The sequence below is a fragment of the Bifidobacterium sp. LH_417 genome, assembly GCF_056357035.1.
On record NZ_JBKEVI010000001.1, the window covers coordinates 495,277 to 520,298 of the forward strand.

The 25,022-nt window shown below is 66.5% G+C and carries 18 protein-coding genes; 14 read left to right on the plus strand and 4 right to left on the minus strand.

What is annotated here, in order from left to right; genetic code table 11:
- Window positions 1–286 precede the first annotated feature (286 nt).
- Together AC1AYR_RS02055 and AC1AYR_RS02060 are read left to right on the plus strand one after the other, a co-directional pair.
- Complete coding sequence (locus tag AC1AYR_RS02055) at window positions 287–1,585, plus strand: MFS transporter (protein WP_034529760.1); 1,299 nt, start codon at window positions 287–289, stop codon at window positions 1,583–1,585.
- 93 nt (window positions 1,586–1,678) lie between these two features.
- Window positions 1,679–3,184: an MFS transporter gene (locus tag AC1AYR_RS02060; protein WP_034529759.1), complete on the plus strand. Its 1,506-nt coding sequence runs from the start codon at window positions 1,679–1,681 to the stop codon at window positions 3,182–3,184.
- 136 nt (window positions 3,185–3,320) lie between these two features.
- On the opposite strand, the gene AC1AYR_RS02065 is transcribed toward AC1AYR_RS02060, so the two are convergent.
- A complete protein-coding gene (locus AC1AYR_RS02065; RefSeq protein WP_084686227.1) occupies window positions 3,321–4,409 on the minus strand; it encodes a LacI family DNA-binding transcriptional regulator in 1,089 nt (362 codons plus the stop codon).
- Window positions 4,410–4,547: 138 nt separating this feature from the next.
- Between AC1AYR_RS02065 and AC1AYR_RS02070 the strand changes: the two genes are divergently transcribed.
- From AC1AYR_RS02070 to gndA, 6 genes are all read left to right on the plus strand, one after another.
- Entirely contained in the window at window positions 4,548–4,982 is a 435-nt protein-coding gene (locus AC1AYR_RS02070) for an HIT family protein (protein WP_034529758.1), read from the plus strand.
- A gap of 78 nt (window positions 4,983–5,060) precedes the next feature.
- On the plus strand, window positions 5,061–6,482 hold the full coding sequence (gene uxaC, locus AC1AYR_RS02075) for a glucuronate isomerase (protein WP_476510876.1): 1,422 nt from the start codon (window positions 5,061–5,063) through the stop codon (window positions 6,480–6,482).
- Between the two features lie 68 nt (window positions 6,483–6,550).
- A complete protein-coding gene (locus AC1AYR_RS02080) occupies window positions 6,551–7,963 on the plus strand; it encodes a mannitol dehydrogenase family protein (RefSeq protein WP_034529752.1) in 1,413 nt (470 codons plus the stop codon).
- A 155-nt stretch (window positions 7,964–8,118) separates the two neighbouring features.
- Window positions 8,119–9,366: a D-mannonate dehydratase ManD gene (gene manD, locus AC1AYR_RS02085; protein WP_034529749.1), complete on the plus strand. Its 1,248-nt coding sequence runs from the start codon at window positions 8,119–8,121 to the stop codon at window positions 9,364–9,366.
- A 7-nt stretch (window positions 9,367–9,373) separates the two neighbouring features.
- The gene (locus AC1AYR_RS02090; RefSeq protein ID WP_034529746.1) at window positions 9,374–9,910 is read left to right on the plus strand and encodes a gluconokinase; all 537 of its coding nucleotides are present in this window, start codon (window positions 9,374–9,376) and stop codon (window positions 9,908–9,910) included.
- Window positions 9,911–10,092: 182 nt separating this feature from the next.
- Window positions 10,093–11,547, plus strand: coding sequence for an NADP-dependent phosphogluconate dehydrogenase (gndA, locus tag AC1AYR_RS02095; RefSeq protein WP_476510874.1), 1,455 nt, complete (start codon window positions 10,093–10,095; stop codon window positions 11,545–11,547).
- A gap of 518 nt (window positions 11,548–12,065) precedes the next feature.
- Here the strand turns inward: gndA and AC1AYR_RS02100 are convergent.
- Window positions 12,066–12,704 (minus strand): hypothetical protein, encoded by a 639-nt coding sequence (locus tag AC1AYR_RS02100; protein WP_034530402.1) that lies wholly within the window; start codon window positions 12,702–12,704, stop codon window positions 12,066–12,068.
- A gap of 51 nt (window positions 12,705–12,755) precedes the next feature.
- On the opposite strand from AC1AYR_RS02100, the gene AC1AYR_RS02105 reads away from it, so the two are divergent.
- Window positions 12,756–13,466: a lysophospholipid acyltransferase family protein gene (locus AC1AYR_RS02105; protein ID WP_034530403.1), complete on the plus strand. Its 711-nt coding sequence runs from the start codon at window positions 12,756–12,758 to the stop codon at window positions 13,464–13,466.
- Here the strand turns inward: AC1AYR_RS02105 and AC1AYR_RS02110 are convergent.
- Window positions 13,453–15,981 carry a Stk1 family PASTA domain-containing Ser/Thr kinase gene (locus AC1AYR_RS02110; RefSeq protein ID WP_476510873.1) on the minus strand — a complete coding sequence of 843 codons (2,529 nt, stop codon included), beginning with the start codon at window positions 15,979–15,981 and terminating at the stop codon, window positions 13,453–13,455. The genes AC1AYR_RS02105 and AC1AYR_RS02110 overlap by 14 nt on opposite strands.
- 94 nt (window positions 15,982–16,075) lie before the next feature.
- Window positions 16,076–17,173, minus strand: a complete 1,098-nt coding sequence (locus AC1AYR_RS02115; protein WP_034530380.1) for a polyprenyl synthetase family protein — start codon at window positions 17,171–17,173, stop codon at window positions 16,076–16,078.
- Between the two features lie 184 nt (window positions 17,174–17,357).
- Between AC1AYR_RS02115 and AC1AYR_RS02120 the strand changes: the two genes are divergently transcribed.
- The 5 genes from AC1AYR_RS02120 to AC1AYR_RS02140 all read left to right on the plus strand — a co-directional run bounded on the left by AC1AYR_RS02120 (window position 17,358) and on the right by AC1AYR_RS02140 (window position 24,988).
- On the plus strand, window positions 17,358–18,071 hold the full coding sequence (locus AC1AYR_RS02120) for a hypothetical protein (protein WP_051923093.1): 714 nt from the start codon (window positions 17,358–17,360) through the stop codon (window positions 18,069–18,071).
- Window positions 18,072–18,226: 155 nt separating this feature from the next.
- Window positions 18,227–19,642 carry an RNA polymerase sigma factor gene (locus tag AC1AYR_RS02125; RefSeq protein WP_034530379.1) on the plus strand — a complete coding sequence of 472 codons (1,416 nt, stop codon included), beginning with the start codon at window positions 18,227–18,229 and terminating at the stop codon, window positions 19,640–19,642.
- A 41-nt stretch (window positions 19,643–19,683) separates the two neighbouring features.
- Window positions 19,684–21,972 (plus strand): DNA gyrase/topoisomerase IV subunit B, encoded by a 2,289-nt coding sequence (locus tag AC1AYR_RS02130; protein ID WP_034530375.1) that lies wholly within the window; start codon window positions 19,684–19,686, stop codon window positions 21,970–21,972.
- A gap of 659 nt (window positions 21,973–22,631) precedes the next feature.
- On the plus strand, window positions 22,632–23,606 hold the full coding sequence (locus AC1AYR_RS02135) for a ribokinase (RefSeq protein ID WP_476511178.1): 975 nt from the start codon (window positions 22,632–22,634) through the stop codon (window positions 23,604–23,606).
- A 158-nt stretch (window positions 23,607–23,764) separates the two neighbouring features.
- Window positions 23,765–24,988, plus strand: coding sequence for an MFS transporter (locus tag AC1AYR_RS02140; RefSeq protein ID WP_476510872.1), 1,224 nt, complete (start codon window positions 23,765–23,767; stop codon window positions 24,986–24,988).
- Window positions 24,989–25,022 lie beyond the last annotated feature (34 nt).

A 25,022-nucleotide genomic window follows, 5' to 3' on the forward strand; every position in this document is an offset into this window, starting at 1 on the left:
CACAGTTTGCCGCATGCATGCGAACACCGTCGATGTTCGTTCCCAGCCGTTCTCCCCATTGGATTCCACCCGTGGGCGAGAGCGCTCCAGCGACGTTCGGACGGGGGAGCGGAGGCCGTCGCGGTTTGCCGGCCCGCCGTCCCGGCCCTACATTGAAGGGCAATTCAACCCATCTGCGTGGATGGTTTGGACGACATCATCGACATGGGCTTTCGACGGGGATTCTATCGCCGGTCAATCGCAAGGTCGCGTGCCAGGACAACAAACAGGCAAGGAGAGCATTCGCATGAGCGAATCCACGAAACTCGGTAAGTACAAGGGGCTGCAGATCGCCAGCGGTCTGGGCGGCATCCTGGGCTCCGGCTGCATCGTCGGTCTGAGCGCCACCATCACCGTCATCAAGGATTATCTGGGATTGAGCCCGGTGCAGGTGGGCGTGGTGTCCAGCGTGATGACGTTCTGCATCGGCTTCGGTTCGCTGTTCGGCGGCCGCATCGCCGACGCCATCGGACGTGTGCGCGTATACAACTACGTGAACTTCATCTACGCCATCGGCACCCTGATCATGGCGTTCACCCCGAACTACCCGTCGCTGCTCGTCGCGGCCGCCATCCTGGGCCTGACCTCCGGCACCGAACTGCCGGTGTCGCTGTCCATCATGTCCACCGACGCTCCGAACGAGGGCATCTCGAACAAACTGGTCTCCAGCCACCAGATCTACTGGCACTTCGGCCAGTTCATCTCCTATCTGGTGACGTTCTTCCTGTCCACCACCGGCATCGTCTCCGCGCGCGTGGTCTTCGTCTTCCTGACGGTCATCGCCCTGATCTCCGCCCTGTGGCGCACGTTCAGCAAGTCCCTGGCCGAGATCCACGCCGAGGCCGCGGCCCGTGAACTCGCCTCCGCCAAGGCGGAAGGCGAGAGCGAAACCGTCAAGGTGAGCGTGAGCTCCGTCCTGTTCGGCAAGAACAGCAAGGTCTTCCTGTTCTCCTTCATCGGCATCGGCGTCTACTACGTCGCATGGAACCTGCTGGCCAACACGTGGGGCCAGTTCCAGACCTACCTGCTGGCCGTGAACATCCCGGACGAGGCGCACCGCCAGACCTTCGCCACCGGCATCGGCCTGATCCTGCTCACCGTCGCCACCATCATGTCGGCCGTGTTCACCGGCATCTCCGCCAGCCATCTGCGCAAGCCGCTGTTCTTCCTCGGCGGCGCCATGCAGGTCGTCGCCATGGCCGTCATGGCCATCGGCATCGGCATGGGCAACGGCTCCCTGTGGTTCATCGTCGCCGGCCTCGCGCTGTTCAACATCTTCAACTCCTTCGCGGGCGAGGCGATGTACAAGCTGTGGACCCAGAACGCCTTCCCGTCCCAGGTCCGCGCCTCCATCCAGGGCTTCCTCAACGGCTTCTCCCGCATCTGCTGCGCCCTGTTCGCCATCGTCACCCCGACGCTCGTCGCGCCGGAGAACATCGGCGCCACCGCGTGGGGCTTCTTCGGCATCATCCTGGTGTCGTTCCTCGCCGGCGTGGTCATGATCAACACCGAGAAATCCCGCAGCGCCGTGCTCGCGGAGAACTGAGCCGCGGCGACGACGCCGGGGCGTGCGCGCATCGCCGTATGATGGGCGCACGCCCCGCCCGTATGGACACATGATCCAAAGGAGGAGACTGACGTGTCTGACAACAAGAAGGTGAGCCGGTTCTACCGGCCCCGCAGAATCACCCTCGGCAGGGGCATCTGCTACGGCATCACCGATTTCGTCGGCGGCGGATCGATGACGATCATCGGCGCGTGGATGATGTTCTTCTACACGCAGTACTGCGGACTGACCGCCACCCAGGGCGGACTGATCGTCGGCGTCTCGCGCGTGGTGGACGCGTTCACCACGCTGATGATGGGCTCTCTGACCGACCACTTCCACAAGACGCGGCTCGGCAGGCGCTTCGGCCGCCGGCACTTCTTCATGCTGATCGGCTCCCCGCTGCTGCTGAGCTACGTGACCCTGTGGATCGGCGGCATGGACTTCTGGTACTATCTGGCCACCTACATGGCCTTCGAGGTGATCTCCAGCGCCATCATGATCCCGTACGAGACGCTGCCCACCGAGATGACCAAGGACTACACGGAACGCACGAAGCTCTCCGGCTCCCGCATGTTCATCTCCGCCGGCGCCACGTTCCTCGCCACGTTCATCCCCGGCCAGCTGTTCCGCATCCTCGGCCAGGATTCCCCGATCCCGTTCCTCATCAACGGCGCCATCTTCGCCGTCATCTTCTTCGTGTGCTTCTTCGTGACGACGATGACCACATGGGAGCTGCCGGTCGAGGAGGTGCTGCGCCAGGAGGCGAAGGTCACCGAGGAGAAGGTCTCCCCGCTGGAGATCGTCAAGGAGTACGCGACCACGCTGAAGAACCGCAGCTTCCGCAAGCATCTGGCGATCTACCTGCTGTCGTTCACGGGCAAGGACACGTTCAACACGGTGTTCGCCTACTTCTGCACGTTCTGCCTCGGGCTCACGGCCACGGTCGCGGCGAACATGCTGTCGCTGTCCATCGTCGGACTGCTGGTGACGTTCGTCGCCGGCTATCTCATGATCAAACGCGGCCCGAAGTTCCTGTACGTGTCCGGATACGGGCTCATGCTCGTCATGCTGGTCGCCTACTTCTGCCTGTTCGTCTTCAGGCCGTCGCATCTGATCGCATGGCTGTTCGTCGTCTCGCTGCTCTACCAGATCGGACGCGCCACGCTCGAATTCACGCCATGGAACGTGTTCCCGTTCATCCCGGACATCGACGAGCTGGTGACCGGCCGCAACCGCGCCGGCGAGTTCGCCGCGGTCATGACCTTCTGCCGCAAGACCACCGTGGCCGTCGCCTCCATCGCCACCGGCTGGATCCTCGACCGCTCCGGATTCGTGCACGGCGCGCAGACCCAGACCCCGGGCGTGCAGATGGCCATCGCGCTGGTGCTCATGCTGTTCACAGGCACGCTGATCGTGCTCGCCCTGCTCGTCGCGCTGACGTTCAAGGTCAATCCCGCGAACCACGAGATCGTGCGCAACGAGCTCGAACGCCTCAAGAACGGCGGCAGCAAGGCCGACGCCGACGCGAAGACCCGCATGATTGTCGAACAGCTCAGCGGCACCCCGTACGACAGGGCGTGGCCCGTCGAACGCTGACGATGCCGGCGTCCACGTATCCGTCCGCATGTCCGCTGCAATGATGGTCCCCTTTCCCGCCCGCGCGGGGAAGGGGACCATCATGTTCTACGCGGTCGGGGCGGATCCTCTACGGAACGTGACGCGCTCTGCCACGTCACGACGCGTAGGCCGTGAGCCGGTCGACCTCGGCCGTGCTGGCGCGGTTCACCAGCGTCGTCGCGAACCGGATCGGCACCATCGTGTGATCGTGCGCGGTGTGCAGCAGGCGTGAGATGAGCTCCTGGACGGCCGCCTCGCCCATCTGCCGGCGCGGCAGCCGGATGGTGGTCAGGGCGGGCGTGGTCAGCGCACTGATGGGCGTGTCGTCGATGCCGATCACCGAGACCTGCTGGGGGACGGCGACCTGATGCGCCTTCAACGCGGCGATGAAGCCGATGGCCTCGAGATCGTTGTATCCGATGACCGCCGTGGTGGGGTTCTTGGCGTACGCGTCATAGCAACGGTAGCCGCCCGAGAACGTGGGATTGGGGCACATGATGCGGCGCAGACGGATATGGCGCGCCTCGCATGCCGCGGTGAGCGCCCTCCAGCGGATGCCGTCCTGCCATGAGGCCGCGGGGCCGGACAGGTAGGTGATCGACGCGTGCCCCAGCTCGTCCAGATGCTTGACGGCCTGGGCGATGCCCTCATGCGTATCGGCGATCACCGACTGCACGCCGCGTACCGAACGGTTGATGGTGATGACGGGTTTCGTCTCGGCCATCTTGCGCACGGCGGAATCGGACAGGCGCGACGAGGCGAGGACGATGCCATCGATATGCACGTTGGTCTGTCGCAGCGCGTTCTGCTCCAGGGCGCCGCTCTCCTCCGAGTCGATGACCAGAAGGCCGAAGCCTTTGCGCAGGCACTGATGCTGCGCGCTTTTGACCAGCTCGGCGTATATCGGATTGGCGAGATCGGCCACGACGAACGCGATCAGTCCGTTGAGATGGCCACCGTCGCCCGAAGTCGGATACGAGTGCACCGTTTCGGACCGGTAGCCGAGTTCGTCGGCGACGGCGAAGATCCGCTTCGCCGTGTCCACGTTCACACGGCCGGGGCGGGCGAACGCGCGGGAAACGGTGGAGGGGTTGACCCCGGCGGCGCGCGCGACGTCCCTGATCGTCACCTTGCCGTTGGTTGCCTTCCGTTCGTCGTCCATGACGATCTCCTTTCCTGCCGGGCCGGTCGCTGCCTCGTCCATGAGGACGATTCTATCGCCGCGACGATCGCCCGTGCCCCCCCACGTTTGGCAAACGACGGCAACGGGCGGTGTGGGGGCCGCGGAAGGCGTTCCATAGAAGACATCAATCAACGGCCCGAACGATTTCAAGGAGGAATCATGGCCAACCAGACGGTTCCGGACGCATGCGCGTACTGCGATGAGGGCGAGGCCCTCGACGCGTTCGGCATCAAGATCGCCGAGCTTGCCGCATCCAAGGTGGTGCTGTTCAAGGAACAGAGCCACCGGGGGCGCGTCATCGTCGCCTCGAAGCATCACGTGTCCGAGATCGTCGACCTCGACGACGGGCAGCGGAACGCGTTCCTCGCCGACGTGAACCATGTGGCGCGCGTCCTGCACGACATCTTCCAGCCGGACAAGATCAACTACGGCGCCTACGGCGACGGCGGCCACCATCTCCACTTCCATCTGGTCCCCAAGTACGCGGACGACGATTTCGAATGGGGGAGCGTGTTCCAGATGAACCCGCGGCGCGTGTACCTGGAGGAATCCGAATACCGTCTCATGGCCGAAGCCATCGCGTCGAGACTCTAGCGACGGCAACGGACGGCAACAACGGCAACGCATGGCAACAACGCTTCCCGACGGACGGTGAAGCCCATAATCAAAGGCATGGAAACAATGAAGAAGTTCATTCTGGACGACGGACGTCTGCTTTCCGGGGATCACGACATCGAAGGCATCGCCAAGGACCTCTACGAGGAGGTCCGCGACCTGCCGATCATCTCGCCCCACGGTCACGTGCCGGTGGCGTGGTTCGCGCAGGACCTGCATTTCGCCAATCCCACCAGCCTGTTCATCACGCCCGACCACTACGTGACCCGCGTGCTGCACTCGCAGGGCGTGCCGCTGTCCGCACTCGGCGTCAACCGCACCGACTACACGGACGATGAGGCCAGGAAGGCGTTCCTCCTGCTCGGCGAACACTGGAACGCCTTCGCCGGCACCCCGATGCGCTACTGGTTCGAAGATGCGCTGCAACGCGTGTTCGGCATCGACGAGAAGTTCGGTCCGGACACCGCAGGCCGCATCTACGACGAGTTCGACGAACTGCTCGCCTCCGACGAATTCACCACGCGCGAACTCGCCAAGCGCTTCAACATCGAGTTCATCTCAACCACCGACGATCCGGTCGACGACCTCGCCCTCCACGACAAGGTCAACGCCGACGAGGACTTCCCGGCCCGCGTGGCCCCCTGCTTCCGCCCGGACAAGTACCTCGAACCGGCGCGCGCCGATTGGCCGGAACTGGCCGCCGCGCTGGGCGCCGCCGCCGACGTGGACACCACCACGTACGAAGGGTTCCACGAGGCGATGCGCCGCCGCCGCCTCTACTTCAAAGAGCATGGCGCCGTCGCCTCCGACCACTCCCACGCCGACGCCGGCACCGCGCGGCTCACCGAGGAGGAGGCGCGCACGCTCTACGCCAAGGCGCTCAAGGAATCCATCGATCCGGACGACGCCACCCGTCTGCGCCGCCACTTCGTCAACGACCAGGCGCGGCTCGCCCAGGACGACGGCCTGGTCATGACCATCCACCCGGCCGTGTACCGCAACTACGACCACCGCAACTTCGTCGAATACGGTCCCGACACCGGTGCCGACATCCCCGACAAGGTGGACTTCGCCGCAGGCCTGCGGCCGCTGCTCAACGAATACGGGAACAACCCGGACTTCCACTTCGTGGCGTTCACGATGGACGAGACCGAATACTCGCGTTCCCTCGGCCCCCTCGCCGGCTTCTACCCGGCGTTGTACGTCGGAGCCCCCTGGTGGTTCATCGACGCCCCGGAACCGATCCTGCACTACTTCCAGTCCACGGTGGTCGCCGCCGGCTTCACCAAATTGTCCGGATTCATCGACGACACGCGCGCCCTGTGCTCCATCCCGTCCCGCCACGACATGAACCGGCGTCTGACCGCGCGCTTCGTCGCCGGCTTCGTCGCCGACCACCGCCTGAGCCTCGACGAAGGACGCGACATCGTGCGCGCTGCCGTGCGCGACCAGCCGCGCAAGGTGTTCAAACTCGATTGACGCGACGGACACCGCGTCCAACGCAACCTCATCACCAATCGCAATACAAGCAGCAAAGGAAAGGAACCATGACCGATTTCACCGAGAAACCGCGTCTGACCCGCGCCGAACACGGTCGTCCGGCGGCCCCCGAACGCATCATCCACCTGGGCGTCGGCAACTTCACCCGCGCCCACCAGGCGTGGTACACCGAACACGCGCCGGACGCCGACGAATGGGGCATCGCCGCGTTCACCGGACGCAGCCGCCGCATGGTCGACAACCTCGACCCGCAGGGCGACGTGTACACGCTCATCACCTCGGCGCCCGAAGGCGACTCGTTCGAAGTCATCTCCTCGCTGTCCTCCGTCCACGCGGGAGGCGACGTGGCCGCCCTGCGCCACCGCTTCGCCGACCCGAGCATCGCCATCGTCACCTCCACCGTGACCGAAGCCGGCTACATGCGCGACCACAACGGCGATCTGGACACCGCCAACGAGCTCGTCGCCGCCGACCTCAAGGCGCTCGCCGACGACCCGAACGTGGAGACGCTGAACACGATTCCCGCGAAGATCGTCTCCGGACTGCTCGCCCGCCGCGCCGCGGACGCCGGTGCGATCACCATCCTGCCGTGCGACAACCTCCCCGGCAACGGCCAGGCGTTCCGCCGCGTCGTCGAACAGGCCATCGAAGCAGTCGACCCGACGCTGCTGGACTGGGCGAACGACAACGTCGCCTGGGCGTCGTCCATGGTGGACCGCATCACGCCCGCCACCACCGACGACGACCGCGAAACCGTCGCCGAACAGGAAGGATGGTACGACGCGGCCCCCGTGCGCACCGAACCGTTCCTCGAATGGGTGATCGCCGGCGACTTCCCGAAGGGACGCCCCGCCTGGGACGAGGCCGGCGCCACCATCACCGACGACGTCGCACCCTACGAGCAGCGCAAACTGTGGATGCTCAACGGATCGCACACCACGCTCGCCTACGTCGGCCCCCTGTTCGGCTACGAATCCGTGGCCGAGGCGATCCAGGACCCGACCCTGCGCGAATGGGTCAACGAATGGTGGGGACTGGCGGGCAGCTACCTGTCCATCCCCGCGGACGAATACCGCGAGAAACTGCTCGAACGGTTCTCCAACCCGCGCATCCACCATCATCTCATGCAGATCGCCGCCGACGGATCCCAGAAGATCCCCGTGCGCATCGTGCCCGCCGCCAAACACGCCCTGGCCGACGGCAACTCCTTCTGCCCGGCCGCCCGCGCCATCGCCGCATGGATCCTGTTCCTGCGCCGGTTCGGCGACGACGGCGCCAAGGACGTCGACCTCGCCACGGTCAAGGCGCTCGCCGACGCGCACGGCGAACATGCGACGCGCGACGTGGTCGCCTACCTCGACAAGGACCTCGCCGCCGACGAACGCTTCGTGAACGCGGTCGACGTCCAGATCGAAGCCGTCTCCAAAGCCGCCGAGGACGCCAAGTCCGCAACGGACTGACGTCCGGTTCGTCCGGCCTTCCGGTTTATCCGGTCCGTCCGGCACATCCGGTCCGGAACGCGACCATACCCAGCAACGTACCCATCCAACCAACAACCAACAACACCTCGGACGCGGAAGGAACCGCGCCGAATCCAAGAAAGGAAACAACCACCATGGCAATCGAAAAGGCTGAAGTCTTCGTCACCAGCCCCGGACGCAACTTCGTCGTCCTCAAGATCACGACCACCGACGGCGTGACCGGCCTCGGCGACGCGACCCTCAACGGCCGCGAACTCGTCGCCGCCGAATACCTGAAGACGATCGCCCCCTCGCTCATCGGCAAGGACGAGGACAACATCGAGGACATCTGGCAGTACCTGTACAAGGGCGCCTACTGGAAGCGCGGACCGGTGACCATGGCCGCCATCTCCGCCGTCGACGTCGCCCTGTGGGACATCAAGGGCAAGAAGGCCGGCATGCCGGTCTACAAGCTGCTCGGCGGAGCCTCCCGCAAGGGCATCCTCACCTACGCCCACGCCTCCGGCGTGGACCTGCCCAGCCTGTTCGACAGCATCGACATGTACCGCGACCTCGGCTTCAAGGCGACCCGCGTGCAGTACGCGCTGCCCGGCATCCCCTCCACCTACGGCGTCGCCGGCTCCGCCAACGCGCAGAAGGGCGAAGGCGAGAAGGGCGTGCGCTACGACTACGAGCCCGCCCGCCGCACCACCGTGCCGGTCGAGGAGGTGTGGGACGCCCGCACCTACCTCAACACGCTGCCCGGCGTGTTCGAGGAGGTGCGCAACAAGTACGGCAAGGACCTCATCCTGCTGCACGACTCCCACCATCGTCTGCGCCCGATCGAGGCCGCCCGCTTCGGCAAGCTCCTCGAACCGTACGACCTCTTCTGGATGGAGGACACCACTCCGGCCGAGGAGAACCAGCAGTTCCTGCGCATCGTGCGCGAGCACACCACCACGCCGATCGCCATCGGCGAGATCATCAACTCCTGGTCCGACTACATCACGCTGATCGAGGAGCAGCTCATCGACTACGTGCGTTCCGCCGTCACCCACACGGGCGGTCTCACCCACATGAAGAAGCTCATGGCCTTCGCCGAGCTCTTCGGCGTCAAGTCCGGCTTCCACGGCCCGACCGACGTCTCCCCGGTCGGCATGGCCGCGAACCTCCACCTGGATCTCGCCATCCCGAACTTCGGCATCCAGGAGTACATGAAGCACTCCGACGAAACGCTCGAGGTGTTCCACACCTCCTACACCTTCAACGACGGCTACCTGCACCCCGGCGACAAGCCCGGCATCGGCGTCGAATTCGACGAGAAGCTCGCCGCCAAGTACCCGTACCAGCCGGCCCCGCTGCCCGTCGACCGTCTGCTCGACGGCACCATGCACGAGTGGTGATCGGCGCATGACCACCACCGGCACCCCGCAACCCAGCCCGGTCCGCCACATCATCGTCATGGGCGTCGCCGGCACCGGAAAGACCACCATGGCGGAGGAACTGGTGAGGATCCTCGGATGGCCCTACGCCGAGGCCGATGACTTCCACCCCAAGGCGAACATCGAGAAGATGGCCTCCGGGCATCCTCTGACCGACGAGGACCGCTGGCCCTGGCTGAGGTCCCTGCGGGATTGGATGACCCGACAGGCGCATGAGGGCCATTCGACCATCGTCACCTGCTCCGCACTCAAACGCGCCTACCGCGACGTGCTGCGCGAAGCCGACGGCGAAGTGCTGTTCGCCGAACTCGACCTCGACGAAGCCGACCTCGCCGAGCGCATGACGAACCGCGAGCACTTCATGCCGCTGTCGCTGCTGAAGTCCCAGTTGGACACACTCGAACCGCTTGAGGCGGACGAGCACGGACTGCGCATGGTCAACAAGGGCGAGGTGGACGAGTTGGCGCACAGGCTGCTCGAAGGACTCGGCGTCAGCGCCGGGTGATCCACCGCATGATGGGTGGCGGCTATCGTCCGATACCCGCCACCCATCATGCGTATCGGAGCAACGGCCTCTTCGTCGGCGCGGACGGGTATCGCTCCGCGCCATCACCTCATATCCGTTTCATGTATACGTCTCGTATACGGCATTCAGACATTCAGAATAATCGAAGGAAAGCAACAATAATGACTGAGCCTACGGCAAACATCGGTGTTATCGGACTTGCGGCGATGGGGTCGAACCTGGCCCGTAATCTCGCGCATCATGGCAACACGGTGGCGTTGTTCAACCGCCACTGGTCGCGTACCGAGAAGCTCATGGAGGAGCACGGCACGGAGGGCGCGTTCGTCCCGACCAAGACGTTGGAGGAGTTCGCCGCGTCGTTGAAGCGCCCGCGCACCGCGATCATCATGGTCAAGGCCGGCGGCCCGACCGACGCGGTCATCGAGCAGCTCGAGCAGGTGTTCGAGCCGGGCGACATCATCGTCGACGGCGGCAACTCGTTCTTCAAGGACACCATCAAGCGTGAGAAGGAGGTGCGCGCCAAGGGCTTCCACTTCGTGGGCTGCGGCGTGTCCGGCGGCGAGGAGGGCGCGTTGAACGGCCCGTCCCTGATGCCCGGCGGCACCGCGGAATCCTGGAAGACGTTGGGGCCGATCCTCGAGTCGATCGCGGCGAAGGTGAACGGCGAGCCGTGCGTGACGCACATCGGCACGGACGGCGCCGGCCATTTCGTGAAGATGGTGCACAACGGCATCGAGTACGCGGACATGCAGGTGATCGGCGAGGCGTACGACATCCTGCGCCGCGGCCTCGGGATGGACGCCGAGGAGATCGCCGGCGTGTTCGACGAGTGGAACAAGGGCGACCTCGACTCCTACCTGATCGAGATCACCGCCGAGGTATTGCACCACAAGGACGCCGCCACCGGCAAGCCGTTCGTGGACGTGGTCGTCGACCACGCGGGCATGAAGGGCACCGGCACGTGGACCGTCCAGACCGGTCTCGAGTTCGGTTCGGCCGTGCCGGCGATCGGCGAGGCCGTGTTCGCGCGCGCCCTCTCCTCCCACGGCGAGCTGCGCGAGGCCGCCCAGCAGGAGCATCTGGCCGGCCCGGACAGGACCATCGACCTGGACGGCGAGGAGAAGGCGGCGTTCGTCGAGGACGTGCGTCGTGCGCTGTTCGCCTCCAAGGTCGTCGCCTACGCGCAGGGGTTGAACGAGATTCAGGACGGTGCGAAGGAGTACGGCTGGGACATCGACCTGTCCGAGGTGGCGCGCATCTGGCGCGGCGGCTGCATCATCCGCGCCCAGTTCCTGCTCGACCGGATCACCGAGGCGTTCAAGGGCGACAACCCGCCGGCCTCGCTGCTGTTCGACCCGTACTTCGAGAAGATCATCGGCGAATCGCAGGACGCGTGGCGTCGCGTGATCGTCAAGGCCGTCGAGGCGGGCATCCCCACCCCGGTGTTTTCCAGCTCCCTCGCCTACTACGACGGCCTGCGCTCCAAGCGCCTGCCCACCGCGCTGACCCAGTCACAGCGCGACCTGTTCGGCGCCCACACCTACGGCCGCGTCGACAAGCCCGGCGTGTTCCACACGCTGTGGGCCGAAGAGGGTAAGCCGGAGATCGAAGAGTAATCTTCGATCTCCGGCTTAGGGAAGCCCTGTGGGCTTCCCGGCCCTCTTCGGGGCCGGCGATAGCCGGCCAAGACAAAACGAAGCCTGAGATCGAGGCGTAGCCCCTTTTCCGGCGCGATAAATCCCGGACGACATGCCGCTCGTCCGGGATTTCTTGTGCTGGTCTCGTCTCAGTGCGACATTTCCCGGAAAACGGTCTTGTTCTCCGGGAAATGTTGTGCTGACCTCAGCTCAGTGCAAGGATTCCCGGACGATAGGGCGGATTCCCGGGAAATATCGCGCCGGACACCTTCAGACACCCCTACCCCTTCAATGCACCCCATCAATGCGATAAATCCCGGGAAACAAGGCTGTTCTCCGGGATTTCTTGTGCCGACTCCGACTCAGTGCAACAAATCCCGGGAATAAGCGGCTTCTTCCGGGAATCATCGCACTGATATCGTCTCAATGCGACAAATCCCGGAGGATAGGGCCGTTTCCCGGGAATCATCGCGCGCGAAAAACCGAACCGAAAGCGCTCAGACGCGGGCTCCGTCGTCGAAATAGCCGCCGCGGTCGCCGGTCTGGCGGCGGCGGGTCAGCAGCTTGCCGATGAGCCCGCCGAGGCCGATGATCGTGCACATGCTGAACACGAAGCTCAGCAGCCATCCGAGGAACGGCACCGAGCCGATGCCGGGGATGAACATCGTAGCGATCGAGCCCACCAGCCCGACGGCGAGCAGAATCCAGCACACGAGTGTCGAACGCTTCACCGGGCCGATCTCGGGGTTCGGGGGAGTGAAGCCGCCGTCATCGTAGGCGTCCATCACCCGGTCGGTGTCGAGCCAGCTGGAGCCGGTGAAGTCGCGCGGCCCATGGCTGGCCCCCGTGCGGGAGAACGCGTCGGGCTTCAGGTCGTCGATGTCGATGAGCCGTTCCTTCTCGCGGCGCTCCGCATGCTTCTCGAATCGTTTCGCATTGCGCGACGACGCCACCGACTTGAGCTCGTCCTTGTGCTCCGCCTCGAACGCCGCCCACGCCGCGTCGAGATTGCCCAGATCGGGCTTCGTCGCCTCGTCGCGTCCGGCGTCGGACGGCGTCTTCGCCGTCTTCCCGTCGTCATCCGGAGCGGGGTTTGTACGCTCGTCGTCCGCGTTGGTATTGTTGAGTTCAGTCATACATACCACTCTAATGCGCGGCCACGGTCTGCGCGGGGAGGGAAACGCCAAGTGCTCTACTGGTTCTTCGTCAAAGTGTTCGGTCCCATCGCACGCCGCCGCCTCGGTCCCACGGCCAAGGGGTTGGAGAACATCCCGCGCAAGGGCGGCGCGATCATCGCCGCCAACCATCTGGCGGTCATCGACGACGCGCTCATCCCGATCACCTGCCCGCGCATGGTGCATTTCATGGGCAAGGCCGAATACTTCGAAGGCAAGGGCGTCAAGGGCAAGTTCAAGAAGTGGTGGTTCACGTCCGTGGGCGTGTTCCCCGTCGACCGTTCCGGCGGCAACAAGTCGTTGGGCGCGCTCGAGCACGCGCGTGAGATCATCGAGGACGGCCACCTGTTCGGCATCCACATCGAGGGCACGCGCAGTCCCGACGGCCGTCTGTACAAGGGGCATACGGGCGTGGCGCGCCTCGCGCTCGAGACCGGCTGCCCGATTGTGCCGACCGCGCTCATCGGTTCCGATAAGCTCCAGCCGATCGGCACGTCGATTCCGAAGAAGGGCAAGACGCAGGTGATCTACGGCAAGCCGATCCACGTGGAGAGGAAGGCGGCCGACGAGATCACGCACGATGATCTACGTTCCCTGACCGACCATCTGACCGCGGAGATCCAGAAGCTCAGCGGTCAGGAGTATGTGCCCGAATACGCGCAGAAGGTCAAGGCCGAGCTCAAGGCGAAGAAGGAGGCCGAAGCGGCCGTCACACCACGGTGAGCGTGACGACCGTCTTGTTGCCCTTCTCGTCGCGCACGCGCACCTGCTGGCCGGGATCGGGGCTCTGCAGGCGCACCGTGTGCGTCACGTCGCCGAGCGGCGCCGACTTCTTCACCTGCAATCCGAGCGCCTCCAACGTCTTGGACGCCTCGTCGTAGGTCTTGCCGCGCACGTCCGGGATGGTCACCATCTCCGGGCCCTTCGAGACGACCACGTCCACCGAGTCGCCCCAATGCAGCTGCGTGTCCTTCGCGACGGACGAGGAGATCACCTTGCCGGCCTCGATCGTGTCGCTGTACTCCTCGCTCCAGTTCGCCTTGAGTTTGAGGTCGTCGAGCGCGGTTGCCGCCTCGTCCTTCGTACGGCCCACGATGTCGGGCATGGTGACGGGCATCGGGCCCTTCGACAGGGCCACGTCGATCTCCGCGTTGTGTTTGAGTGTGGTGCCCGGGTCGGGGGAGATGCTCAGGGTCGCGCCTTCGGGCAGCGTCTCCGAGTATACGTCCTTCGACTCGTCGTGTTTGACGTTCGTGAATCCGGCCTTCTTCAACGCGTCGAGCGGCGCCTTGCCGTTATCGGTGTTCGGGTCGAGGATGTCCGCGGGGATGGTGGCCATCCTGACGCCGCGGGATACGACGACGCGCAGGGTGGGCGTGTGGCGTTTGCTCACGTGCGCGGCCACCTGGGCGTCCTTGCCGTCCAGCGTGGCGAGCACGATATGCCCCTTCTCGACGGTGTCGCTGTACGCGGCCGACGTCTTGTACGGGATGCCCGTCACTTTGAGCGTGCTCTCGTACGTCTTCCATGCGGCGCCTTCCAGCGTGCAGGCGCGGTCCGTCTCGCAGGTCACGTCGTCCGGTTTCGGCAGCTCCCAATAGCTGCCCGGGCCGCGGTAGTACCACCATGCGCCGCCGCCACCCGCCGCGAGCGCGATGGTGAGCAGCACGGCGATCGTGATGATGATGGCCTTGCCGTGGCGTTTGCGCGGCGTCGTCGCGCCCGGTGCGGCGGCCTGCGCCGTCGGTTCGGCGGCGAGGTGCTGCGGCGGCGCCGTCTTCGCGCCGAAGCCGCCTGTGAGCGGGGTGGTGGGGCGCGACACCGCGGCCGTGTTCGTCCGTGCGTCGCCTTGGACCGGCTGCAGGGCGACGGTTTCGGCGTTCGACGCCGCCACGTCGGTCGTCGCGACGGCGGATGACACGGCGGGGTTGGATTCCACGGTGCGCGGCGCCGCATCGGTTATGGGGCGTTGTCCGGTCAGCGTGGATTCGTCCGCGAAGTCGAGCAGGCTGAGCGCCTGCGTCTCCTTCGGTTCGGGCATGGGGGCGAGCACCTGCGTGGCGCCCGCCTCGATGGCGGTGGTCGGCGGCAGCGTCTCGGTTTCCGCGGCCTGCGTGGGGGGCGTCGTTTCCTGCGGCAGGGCGCGCGTCGGCTGCGGTGCCGTCGTATCGTGTGCGGCCGGCGTGGCGTTGGCGGATGGCGTCTCGTGCGACGGCTCCGCGTGTGCGGGCGGCGCCGGCGGCTGCGGCGTCGCCGGGGGAGCGGGCGGCAGGCCCGCCCCGGCGAGCCGTGCGCCGACCGGCGTGCGTGCGCCGTCGAAACCGGCGGCGTCCGCGGCGTCCGTGGCATCCGCCGACGCCGGTCGCCGGTACTGCCACGCCTCCACCGACAGCGTGCGCATCACGTCGCGCAGTTCCGCCGCCGCGGCGGTCGCGTCGGCGGGGCGCGCGTCGATGGCGCGTTCGGTCAGGTGTGTGACGAATCGTGCGACCGCCGGGTCGATGCCGGGGCACGGCGTGGTGAGGGGCGGCACGTCCTCATGGACGTGCTTGAAGACGAGCGTGACGGGATTGTCGGAGATGAACGGCACGTGGCCGACGAGCATCTCCCACGCCATGATGCCGACCGCGTACAGGTCGCCCTGCGGGGTCGCCTCGTTGCGTTCGATGGTTTCCGGCGGCAGGTAGGCGGCGGTGCCGAGCAGCATGCCGGTGGAGGAGAGCGTCGCCTGCGAGGTGGCCTTCGCGAGACCGAAGTCGGTGATCTGCACGCGGCCTCGATCGTTGAGCATGATGTTCTCGGGTTTGATGTCGCGGTGTACGACGTTCACCTGATGCGCGCTGGACAGGCCGTCGAGCGTCTCGGCGACGACGCGCAGCGTCTGGCGTACGCTGAACACGCCCTGCTCGTTCATCTCGTGGCGAAGGTTCACGCCGTGCACGTACTCCATGACGAGGTAGGCGCGGCCGTCGGATTCGCCGGCGTCGTACACCTGCACGACGTGCGGGTTGGCGATGCGCGCGGCGGACCGCGCCTCGCGGCGGAACCGTTCGAGGAACTGGTCGCGGTGCGGTCCCTGCGCAAGTTGCGTGTGCATCATCTTGACGGCCACCGTGCGGCCGAGCCGTTCGTCCTGCGCCTCGTACACCGTCGCCATGCCGCCCTGCGCGATTCGGCGCACGATGCGGTAGCGGCCTTCGATCATCTGGCCTACGGGGGTGTTTGCGGCTTCACTCATAGGGTTGCGTCCGTGTCCTTACGTCACTCACGAAAATCACCGGGTCGTTTCCCGCCGCGCGCGCCGCAGCGGAAGACTCCCTTGCCGTTCCACTCTAGCGTTCGGCCACGTCCGGCACGAAACGCGCGCACGCGTCCGTGAGGCGCCTGTGCGCGGCCGGCCCGAGGCCGAGCGCGTCGATCGCCTCGCGTGATTGCGTCCACAGGTCCGCGATGCGTTCGCGGGAACGGTCCACGGCGCCGGTGGAGGCGAACAGGCCGATCGCGCGGCGTACGTCCGCCTCGTCGCGCGCGGGGGCGGAGAACATGGCGACGAGTTCGGCGCGCTCCGTGTCGGACGCGGCTTCGAGCGCGTCGGCGAGCAGCACCGTGCGCTTGCCTTCGCGGATGTCGCCGCCCACCGGCTTGCCGCTCGTGCGGCTCGACCCGATCACGTCGATCAGATCGTCCTCCAATTGGAACGCGAGACCCAGCGGCACACCCACGGCGAGCGCCTTCGCGCGCGCGTCCGCCGGGGCGTCGCCGGCGGCGAGCAGTGCGAGTTCGAGCGGCGCGATCGTCGTGTAGCTGGCCGTCTTCCAGCGGAACACGCCGAGCGACGCCTCCGCGAGCGCCTGCGGGTCGGCCAGCGACGCCTGTTCGACGGCGAGGTCGAGCACCTGTCCGATCTCCACCTCGCGCTGCATGGTGAGGAACGCGGAGACCAGCGCGGACGGGTTCTCGAGCCGTGCGGCCGCGCTGTTGGCGATGTCGACGCAGGCGGTGGCGAGCAGGTCGCCGAGCATGAGCCCCAACCCGCGGCCGATCGCCGCGTCGCCGGTGCGGTCCTCCAGCGCCCGGTGCGCGCTTGGCTTGCCGCGGCGCAGGTCGGAGTCGTCGATGATGTCGTCGTGCACGAGCGCCGCCGTCTGGAACACCTCGATCGCGCACGCCATATCCACCATCGCGTCGCGCGCCGCCGTGTCCCCTCCGAACGCGTCGTACGCGGCGAGGGCGAGCAGCGCGCGCAGACGTTTGCCGCCTTCGCTGGAGGTCACGCCCTGACGTACGACCGCGTCCATCATCGACCGGCAGGCGGCGGGGATGGGGGAGCCGGCCTCGGCGGCGCCTTCGGCGGGCACGCCCGCCCGTTCGGCCACCAGGGCGGCGATACGCGGTTCAATCAGGGAACGGTCAACGTCTCTCAAGCACATGCCTCTAAGTTATCCACAATGTGCGCCGAACACAAGAACCCAATGGTTCCAAGGCCTCGCAGGGTACTGACCACATTGGCCGTGGAGCGTGCGCGCGGCGGGTCCGCGCCGTCATACTGGCATCACGGCCGAGGAACCCCGGCCGTGACGGAACGACCATCGAACGACCATCAAGGAGGATGCCATGACGAAGCACCGACGCACCCGTAACGCGAATCCGCACGATCCGCCCGGCCCCGAGGGGAGGAGGCAGCGGCCCGTGCACGCCGACAGCCCGGACGAGTGCCGCGAGTTCCTCGAAGGGCTCGACGAGCTCGATGCCGACGTGATCGACGGGCTCGTGGGGCGCCTGCGCGCCGATCGGCGCGAACGCGGCCCGGAATCGGGCAACAACGAGTGGATGGACGGTCCGCTCGACGAGTGGCTCGACAACATCGACCACGGCCGCGTCGACCTCGACGAGGAGACGATGGCCACGATCGCCGTCGGCATGCACGAGGTGCTGGCGATGCGCGACGCGCTGATCCTCTCGCTGATCGTCGACCGGGCAGCCTGCGACAGGGACACGCTGATGACGATCCTGTCGCGCCCGCGCACGCCTCCCGTCTCCGCGCTGGTGCGCGACCTGATGACCGCCGCCTTCAAGGACGACGACGGGCCGGACATGGACCGCTGCCAGGCGGGGATCACCATGTTCTCCGCCATGGCGTGCCTGATGCCGCTGTCGATGACGGCGCAGCCGTTCGCCGCGATCGCCTACATCCTGTGGTGGCTGGGCGACTGCCGCGCCCCCGTCTACGCGCTGCGCTCGCTCGCCGCCGACGAGGATTGCACGCTGGCGGCGATCGTGCTGGGCGCGTCGGAACGCGGTCTGGGACCGGCGTGCAGCTGCACTTGAGCGGTGCCGTGGCGCGTCCGGGCGCGCGGGTTTCTTCGCGACGGGAATAATCGTCCCTATGGGGTGGTTTACTCACATAGTTGACGATTTGCCCTTGCCAGAAGTGTGCCCTTGTGGTATATGAGGCGGGGCGAGGAACCGCGAGGAGGAACAGTTTGGCTACCAAGAGCACGACGGCCGGCGACAAGACCGAGGACACCAAGGACACGAAGCCCGCCGCCGCCAAGAAAGCCAGCACCGCGCGCAGGACGGCCGCGAAGAAGACGGCCGCGAAGACCACGGCACGCAAGGCCGCCGCGAAGCGTCCGCGCAGGAAGAAGGACGAGCCGGCGAAGCCGGTCGAGGCGGACGAGGTCGACGAGCTGGACGACGAGAAGGACGATCTCGACGTCGACGATCTCGACGACCTCGACGAGGACATCGACGGCGGCGACGTCGACGACGAGTCGGATGATGCGGACGACGAGGATTCCGACGACGACCTCGACGATGACGACGACTCCGATGACGATGATGACGACAAGCCCGCCGAAACGGAGGAGCCCAAGCAGAAGGGCGCCTTCGTCGTGCGCGACGATGACGACGACTACGAGCCGCGTCCGCGCCGCCGCGGCGGCAAGGTCGGCAACCCGAAGCGCCGCGTGATCACCGCGGGCGCCACCGCCGATCCGGTCAAGGACTACCTCAAGCAGATCGGCCGCGTCAACCTGCTGAACGCCGAGCAGGAGGTCGACCTGTCCGAGCGCATCGAGGCGGGCCTGTACGCCCAGCACCTGCTGGACACCGAGGGCGACACGATGGACTTCAAGCGCAAGCGCGAGCTCAAGTGGGCGGCGAACGACGGCAAGAAGGCCAAGGACCACCTGCTCGAAGCCAACCTGCGACTCGTCGTCTCCCTCGCCAAGCGCTACACGGGCCGCGGCATGCTCTTCCTCGACCTCATCCAGGAAGGCAACCTGGGCCTGATCCGCGCCGTCGAGAAGTTCGACTGGAAGAAGGGCTTCAAGTTCTCCACGTACGCGACCTGGTGGATCCGCCAGGCCATCACCCGCGCCATGGCCGACCAGGCGCGCACCATCCGCGTGCCCGTGCACATGGTGGAGGTCATCAACAAGCTCTCCCGCGTGCAGCGCCAGATGCTGCAGGACCTCGGCCGCGAGCCCACGCCGGACGAGCTGGCGCGCGAGCTCGACATGCCGGTCGAGAAGGTGCAGGAGGTGCAGAAGTACGGCCGCGAGCCGATCTCGCTGCACACCCCGCTCGGCGAGGACGGCGACTCCGAGTTCGGCGACCTCATCGAGGACACCGACGCCATCGCCCCGTCCGACGCGGTCGCGTTCTCGCTGCTCCAGGAGCAGTTCAAGAGCGTGCTCGAGACCCTGTCGCCGCGCGAGTCCGGCGTCATCAAGATGCGCTACGGCCTGGAGGACGGCCAGCCGAAGACCCTCGACGACATCGGCCGCGTGTACGGCGTGACCCGCGAACGCATCCGCCAGATCGAGTCGAAGACCATGTCGAAGCTGCGCCACCCGTCCCGTTCGCAGACGCTGCGCGACTTCCTGGATCAGTGATCGGCGGCCGCCGACCAACCATCGTTCAACACTAGGGGATTATGGCGAAAGAGGAATACGGCGCCAAGGATTTGGCCGTCCTTGAAGGCCTGGACGCGGTGCGCAAGCGTCCGGGCATGTACATCGGTACCACCGACTCGCAGGGCCTCATGCACTGCCTGTGGGAGATCATCGACAACTCCGTCGACGAGGCGTTGGCCGGGTTCTGCACGAACATCGTCGTGACGCTGCACACCGACGGATCGATCGAGGTGGCGGACGACGGACGAGGCATCCCGGTCGACAAGGAGCCGAAGACCAAGCTCACCGGCGTGGAGGTCGTGCTCACCAAGCTGCACGCCGGCGCGAAGTTCGGCAACTCCTCCTACAACGCGGTCGGCGGCCTGCATGGCGTCGGCTCGTCGGTCGTCAACGCGTTGAGCTCCCGTCTCGACGTGTGGGTGGACCGCGACGGGCTCACGCACCACATGTCGTTCCATCAGGGCCATCCGGGCGTGTACGCGGACGCCGACCCGGCGAACCCCTCGCCGGACTCGCCGTTCAAGCGCACGCGCAAGAACCGGCCCACCGAGTTGGAGATCGTCGGCAAGGTGCCCGCCAAGCGCACCGGCACTCGCATCCGCTACTGGGCGGACAAGGAGATCTTCAACAGCACCGCCGAATTCTCCTACGAGCAGCTCATCGACCGCGTGCGCCAGACCAGCTTCCTCGTGCCGGGTCTCAAGATCACCGTCGTCGACGAGAACGTGCCCGAGACGGGCGACGCGTCGCTCGACGAGATGCGCGAGGTCGACGCCGTCGCGCCGGCCGGGACCACGGCCGCCTCCGAGACGGAGACGGCCTCCGAGACCCCCGATGACTCCGACGCGCCCGCCGCGTCCGGGGTCGCCGAGCCGTCCGAGGCGGTCGCCGTGGCGCAGGCCGACGCGGCCGCGCACACGCACGCCCGCGTCGAGGAGTTCCTCCACACCGGCGGCGTCAAGGACTTCGTCGACTTCCTCTCCCACGGCGAACCAATCTCCGACATCTGGCGCATCCAGGGCGAAGGCACCTACGAGGAGGAGACGCAGGCCGTCGGCGAGAACGGCGAACTGCACGCCCAGAACGTGACGCGCACCTGCGGCGTCGACATCGCCCTGAGATGGGTGAACGGCTACGACACGGTGATGCGCAGCTTCGTCAACATCATCGAGACGCCCGGCGGCGGCATGCACGTCGACGGGCTGATGAACTCGATCACCCGGCAGGTGCGCAAGGCCGTCGAGGCGAACGCGCGCAAGCTCAAGGTGAACCTCAAGGACCAGCACATGCGCGTCGAACGCGACGACATCATGGCCGGTCTCGTGGCCGTCGTCACCGTGCGCATCGCCGAACCGCAGTTCCAGGGGCAGACCAAGGACGTGCTCGGCACCGCGCAGGTCAAGCCGATCGTCACCCGCATGACCGACAAGCAGTTCGGTGAGATGATCACCGGCGCCAAACGCGGCTACAAGGAGCAGTCGGCGCGCGTGCTCGAGAAGATCGTCGGCGAGATGCACGCCCGCGTCCAGTCGCGCAAGGCCAAGGAGGTCACGCGCCGCAAGAACGCGCTCGAATCCGCGTCGATGCCGTCGAAGCTGTCCGACTGCCAGCCGGGCAACGACGACGTGGCCGAACTGTTCATCGTCGAGGGCGACTCCGCGCTCGGCACCGCGAAGGCGGCCCGCAACTCCGGCTTCCAGGCGCTCCTGCCGATTCGAGGCAAGATCCTCAACGTGCAGAAGGCGTCGATCACTCAGATGCTGTCGAACAAGGAGTGCGCGGCCATCATCCAGGTGGTGGGTGCCGGAAGCGGGCAGAGCTTCGACATCGAGCAGGCGCGCTACAACAAGGTCATCATGATGACCGATGCCGATGTGGACGGCGCGCACATCCGCATCCTGCTGCTCACCCTGTTCTACCGGTACATGCGTCCGCTCATCGAACACGGCCACGTGTACGCGGCCGTGCCGCCGCTGCACCGCATCGCGCTCGCCGGCTCGCACAAGGGCGAATACATCTACACGTATTCGGATGACGAGCTCGCCGGCAAGCTCGCCGATCTGGATCGTCGCCACATCTCCTACAACCCGGACATCCAGCGCTATAAGGGTCTGGGCGAGATGGACGCCGACCAGCTGGCCGACACGACGATGGATCCGCGCACGCGCATGCTGCGCCGCATCCGCATGGAGGACGCCGCCCAGGCGGCCGAGATCTTCAGCCTGCTCATGGGCGACGACGTGCCGCCGCGCAAGGCGTTCATCGTCGAGAATGCCGACGATTTCGACCGTTCCAAGATCGACACCTGATCGTCGCCGCATCCCATGCGGAGGGATACGGAAAGCGCCCGGTTGCATACGGTTGCAGCCGGGCGCTTTCCGTATCTGCGGCGCATTGGGTGCCTCCGGGACTATGCTTGTCCCACGTGAATACCGAGATGAGCGCAGAAGAGAGCGGCGACATGGCGGACGGCGACACGATTCGCGTCGTCCCGTCGGCACGCGTGGCGCAGGAGCAGGCGACGGAGCCACCCGCCGACACCGAGCGCATTCCCGTGGTCCATCCCGCTGCCGACATGATGCCGGCGGCCATCCCTCCCGTCACGCCGTCGAGCGAACGGTCGAAGATCCAGTCGCAGGAGAGCCTCGCCTCCCTCGTGCAGGCGGTCGAACAGGAGGTGGCCGCCGGTGGCGTGCCGTCCCCGCTCACCCAATCCCAATCCCAGCCGTTGGTCGTGCAGGCGCCCACGGCCACGCAGCCCGTCGTGCAGGTGCCGGCCGGCGTCCAACAGTCCGTGGCGCAGTCGGCGGCCCGTGCGTCCAAGCCGTCGCTCGCGCAGTCGGTGGTCCAGTCGGTCACCCAGTCCATGCCGGTCATCGTCACCAACGGCACCGGTTCCGGGCTCAAGCCGGTGGTGATGACCGGCGTCATCCCCACCGTCGTGCTCGAAGGCGGGGCGAGACCCGTCATGCCGCAGGAGGTGCGTGACCGGCTGCTCAGCCTCGAACGCGCCGAAGGCTCGGTGGCGGTCGTCGGTTCGATGAACGCCGACTACACCGTGACCGCCCGCCGGCTGCCCGAACCCGGCGAAACCGTCCGGGGCGGGGCGTTGAGGATTCTCCCCGGTGGCAAAGGCGCGAATCAGGCGTCCGCCGCGGCGCATCTCGGCGCCAACGTGTGCATGTACGGCGCCGTCGGCAACGACACGAACGCCGACTTCCTGCTCGGCGAACTCGACGCGGCCGGCGTCGACACCAGCGAGATCCTCCGCACCGAGGGAGCGAGCGGCACCACCGTCATCACCGTGGACGCGGACGGCGAGAACACGATCGTCTACTCGCCCGGCGCGAACGGCAAGGTGAGCGCCGGCTACGTGCAGTCGCACCGTGACGCGCTCGCCGAGGCGAGCGTGCTCGGCCTGTGCCTGGAAAGCCCGATGACCACCGTGATCGCTGCCGCCGAGGCCGCGCACGAGGACGGCGTGACCGTGCTGCTCAACGAGTCCCCGTTCCTGCCGGAGCTGCCGCACGAACTCGTCACCTCCACCGACATCCTGCTCGTCAACGAGCATGAGGCCGCCCAGCTGCTTGAATTGGACGAACCGGACGGCGGCGACTGGTCGGGCTGCGACTGGGACGACGTGGTCTCGCGCATCGCCGACTACGGGTTCGAACGTGCGATCGTCACACTGGGCGATCAGGGGTCCGTCGTCATTGAGAACTACCGGTGGTATCGCGTCGACGTGGCCAAGGTGCCGGCGAAGGATACGACCGGATGCGGCGACGCGTTCATGGGCACCGTGCTGTCCGGATTGGCGGCCGGCTATTCGCTGCTCGAATCCGCGCAGATGGCCTCCTACGTGGCCGGCTATGCCGCCACGCGTCTCGGTGCGCAGGCCTCGTTCGGGTCGGCCGCCGACGTGGTCGCCTACTTCTCCGCGTGACGACTCGGACGCGGCACGGGAATTCCACGCCTCCCGCTACTATGTACGAGCGTACATAACGGGTGGCGTCGTCGTGACGCGGCGGAAACCGCCGTCCGACGCGATTCCGCGTGGTCTTCGCGCGAACCCGTGCAACCCCGCATAGTGGAGGAGAAGCCATGGCCAGCCTGCTGCTCGCCGTCATCTACGTCGCCTTCATCTCACTCGGTCTGCCCGACGCCCTGCTCGGTGCCGCATGGCCGACGATGGGTCAGGACCTCGGCGCGTCCGTCTCATGGGCGGGCGGCATTTCGATGACCATCTCCGCGGCGACCATCTGTTCGGCGCTTCTGTCCGACAGGCTCACCCTGCGCTTCGGTCCGGGACGCGTCACCGCCGTGTCGGTCGGCATCACCGCCGCCGCGTTGTTCGGCTTCTCCTTCGCGCCCAGCTACTGGGTGCTGATCCTGCTCGCCATCCCATACGGCCTCGGCGCGGGCGGCGTCGACGCGGCGCTCAACAACTACGTGGCCATCCACTACGAGAGCCGCCACATGAGCTGGCTGCACTGCATGTGGGGCGTCGGCGCGCTCATCGGCCCGTATGTGATGGGCTACGCGCTCGCCGGTGGCCAGGGGTGGCCGTGGGGATACCGTTACATCGGCATGCTGCAGGTCGTGCTCACCGTGGTTCTCGTGTTCAGCCTGCCGCTATGGAAGTCGCGCGGGCCGGCGGCTACCGGTGCGGTTTCGACCGTTGACGCGGTTTCGACCACGGCTCCTCAAGGCGAAGGTGAAGGCGAAACGGCCTCGGAGCCGCGCAAGCCGCTCGGTCTCAAAGGCGTGCTCGCCATCCGCGGCGCGCGAGAGATCCTCATCATGTTCCTGTGCTACTGCGCCATCGAACAGACCGCCATGCTGTGGGGCTCCAGCTACATGGTGCTCGGCCAGGGCATCGACAAGACCACCGCCGCCCGCTGGGCCAGCCTGTTCTGCATCGGCATCACCGTGGGTCGCGGCCTGAGTGGATTCATCACGATGAAACTGTCCGATCCGGCGATGATCCGCCTCGGCCAGACGCTCATCGGCATCGGTGCCATCGTCATGCTCATCCCATTGCCGAACCACATCGGCGTGCTCGTGGGACTCGTCATCGTCGGTCTCGGCTGCGCGCCCGTCTATCCGTGCGTCATCCACTCCACGCCCGGCTACTTCGGCGAAGAGAACTCGCAGGCCATCATCGGCGTGCAGATGGCGTTCGCCTACGTCGGATCCATGCTCATGCCGCCGCTGTTCGGCCTCATCGCCCAATACGTGAGCATCGGACTGTTCCCGTTCTACCTGCTCGCATTCCTCGTCCTCATGGTCGTCATGCACGAGACGCTGCGCCGCAAGCGCGCATGACGTATCCCGGCACCCGGGCTGCTCCTTCCAGGGC

Coding starts and splice junctions, on each gene's coding strand:
- uxaC (WP_476510876.1), top strand. CDS start 5,061: ATGGAAACAATGAAGAAGTTCATTCTGGACGACGGACGTCTGCTTTCC.
- AC1AYR_RS02130 (WP_034530375.1), top strand. CDS start 19,684: ATGGCGAAAGAGGAATACGGCGCCAAGGATTTGGCCGTCCTTGAAGGC.
- gndA (WP_476510874.1), top strand. CDS start 10,093: ATGACTGAGCCTACGGCAAACATCGGTGTTATCGGACTTGCGGCGATG.
- AC1AYR_RS02120 (WP_051923093.1), top strand. CDS start 17,358: ATGACGAAGCACCGACGCACCCGTAACGCGAATCCGCACGATCCGCCC.
- AC1AYR_RS02115 (WP_034530380.1), bottom strand. CDS start 17,173: ATGTGCTTGAGAGACGTTGACCGTTCCCTGATTGAACCGCGTATCGCC.
- AC1AYR_RS02080 (WP_034529752.1), top strand. CDS start 6,551: ATGACCGATTTCACCGAGAAACCGCGTCTGACCCGCGCCGAACACGGT.
- AC1AYR_RS02100 (WP_034530402.1), bottom strand. CDS start 12,704: ATGACTGAACTCAACAATACCAACGCGGACGACGAGCGTACAAACCCC.
- AC1AYR_RS02140 (WP_476510872.1), top strand. CDS start 23,765: ATGGCCAGCCTGCTGCTCGCCGTCATCTACGTCGCCTTCATCTCACTC.
- AC1AYR_RS02110 (WP_476510873.1), bottom strand. CDS start 15,981: ATGAGTGAAGCCGCAAACACCCCCGTAGGCCAGATGATCGAAGGCCGC.
- manD (WP_034529749.1), top strand. CDS start 8,119: ATGGCAATCGAAAAGGCTGAAGTCTTCGTCACCAGCCCCGGACGCAAC.
- AC1AYR_RS02135 (WP_476511178.1), top strand. CDS start 22,632: ATGCCGCAGGAGGTGCGTGACCGGCTGCTCAGCCTCGAACGCGCCGAA.
- AC1AYR_RS02070 (WP_034529758.1), top strand. CDS start 4,548: ATGGCCAACCAGACGGTTCCGGACGCATGCGCGTACTGCGATGAGGGC.
- AC1AYR_RS02090 (WP_034529746.1), top strand. CDS start 9,374: ATGACCACCACCGGCACCCCGCAACCCAGCCCGGTCCGCCACATCATC.
- AC1AYR_RS02055 (WP_034529760.1), top strand. CDS start 287: ATGAGCGAATCCACGAAACTCGGTAAGTACAAGGGGCTGCAGATCGCC.
- AC1AYR_RS02065 (WP_084686227.1), bottom strand. CDS start 4,409: ATGGACGAGGCAGCGACCGGCCCGGCAGGAAAGGAGATCGTCATGGAC.